The following is a 1553-nucleotide window of genomic DNA, read 5'->3' on the forward strand; positions in this document are numbered from 1 at the left end:
TAAAAAGAGTCGTGGCTACGTCGTCAGGGGGCACGCCATCGAAGGCAAAAAGAAAAGCGCTGGATTGAATCCAGCGCTTTTACTATTAGATGTGCAGCTTTAAGTAGTACTTAACAATGGCTGCAGCCAAAACTGCACCAGCAAATGGGGCAGTACCAGGAACAAGCAGACCGTATTGCCAGTCGTTGTTAGCCTTGTTCTTGATTGGCAAGATTTGGTAGGCCAAACGAGGACCAAGGTCCCGGGCTTGGTTCATGGCGAAGCCAGTAGTACCGCCAAGGCCCATACCGATTGCCCATACCAAGAGACCCACAAGGAGTGGAGTGAAGCCAAACTTTTCATAGTTGGCAACGATAGCCAAGATACCAGTCAAGAAGATGGTAGTGGCGATCATTTCGACCATCCAGTTACGAGGCAAGTTGCGTTCGTTAGGGTTGGTTGAGAAGATGTTTCTCGTTGCAATCCCATCGATCGTGCCTTCTGAAGCCTTGAAGTGGTCTGCGTACATGAAGTAGGCCAGCAAAGCACCAGCAAAGGCGCCGAGGAATTCAGCGATCGTGTAAGGGATAAAGCTTGACCATGGGATCAAGCCCAAAATAGCTTGGCAAAGAGCCATTGCAGGGTTCATGCAAACGCCGCCGAAGATAAAGAGGCAGGCAGTAATGCCGAATGACCAAGTAGTAATGGCAAAAATGTGGCCAGAACCATGGTACTTAGTCTTGTTCAAAACGTCATCGCAGTGTACTCCCACACCGAACAGAATCATGAGTCCAGTAGAAAAGAACTCATTTAACAAGTTGTGCATCAAAATCTTGTTCTCCTTGTAGTAGATATTTTTTAAGGTACATAACAGGTAATAATTATAAACCTATAACCCCGAAAAAGATACAAGAAATTGCTGATTTCTGCCAAGAATGCGTTTTCTTAACTGGAAAATAACAGATAAAAATAACGATGTTATTTTTAAATTTCATTGATCCGCACCAGCTTGATCATAGAATGTTCAAAAATGGCCGGTATAGTTAGAACTATAGAAGAGATGGAGAACTCTTCTATAACTCATATTTCTTATATTTTTCTTTCCCTGATATACACAACATATACACTACCTGAAAAGCAGTCGAACCCTCGATTGCTTTTTTGGTGTCTAAAATATACGATTATGTAAAAACATAGAAAAACTATGATTAAAAAAAGGTAAAAGCCGCTTTTAGGCACTTGAAAGCGGTAAAAAATAGTTTTACTATATATTTGACTTTGTATAAAAAAGTTTTTTCCTATAAGATGTCAGGACAAGCTTGGCTTGGCTGGATTATAGTGTTAACATCTAGAAAGCAAGATAGATAAAAAGTGTAAACAGAGTCAATGGTAACCCCTTACTGAAGTGAGGGGCTTGAAGCGCAAGCGGATGATGGCGGCATTCCCAGAAGCAAGCTTTCAGGATGGCTCGCAAACCTACGTTGACCGCAAAAAATCTTCATCTGCCCAAAGGCCACTTCATGAAGCAATCGCGAGAAAAGGCAGAAAGCAGTGCCGGCTGATCATGCATAACG

General features: G+C 42.5%; 1 protein-coding gene. It reads right to left on the minus strand.

What is annotated here, in order from left to right:
- Positions 1-85: 85 nt before the first annotated feature.
- The gene (gene larD, locus FC20_RS09475) at positions 86-808 is read right to left on the minus strand and encodes a D/L-lactic acid transporter LarD (protein ID WP_195837475.1); all 723 of its coding nucleotides are present in this window, start codon (positions 806-808) and stop codon (positions 86-88) included.
- Positions 809-1553 lie beyond the last annotated feature (745 nt).

This window comes from Lactobacillus equicursoris DSM 19284 = JCM 14600 = CIP 110162 (genome assembly GCF_001434815.1).
In the GTDB taxonomy this organism is placed as follows: Bacteria; Bacillota; Bacilli; order Lactobacillales; family Lactobacillaceae; genus Lactobacillus; species Lactobacillus equicursoris.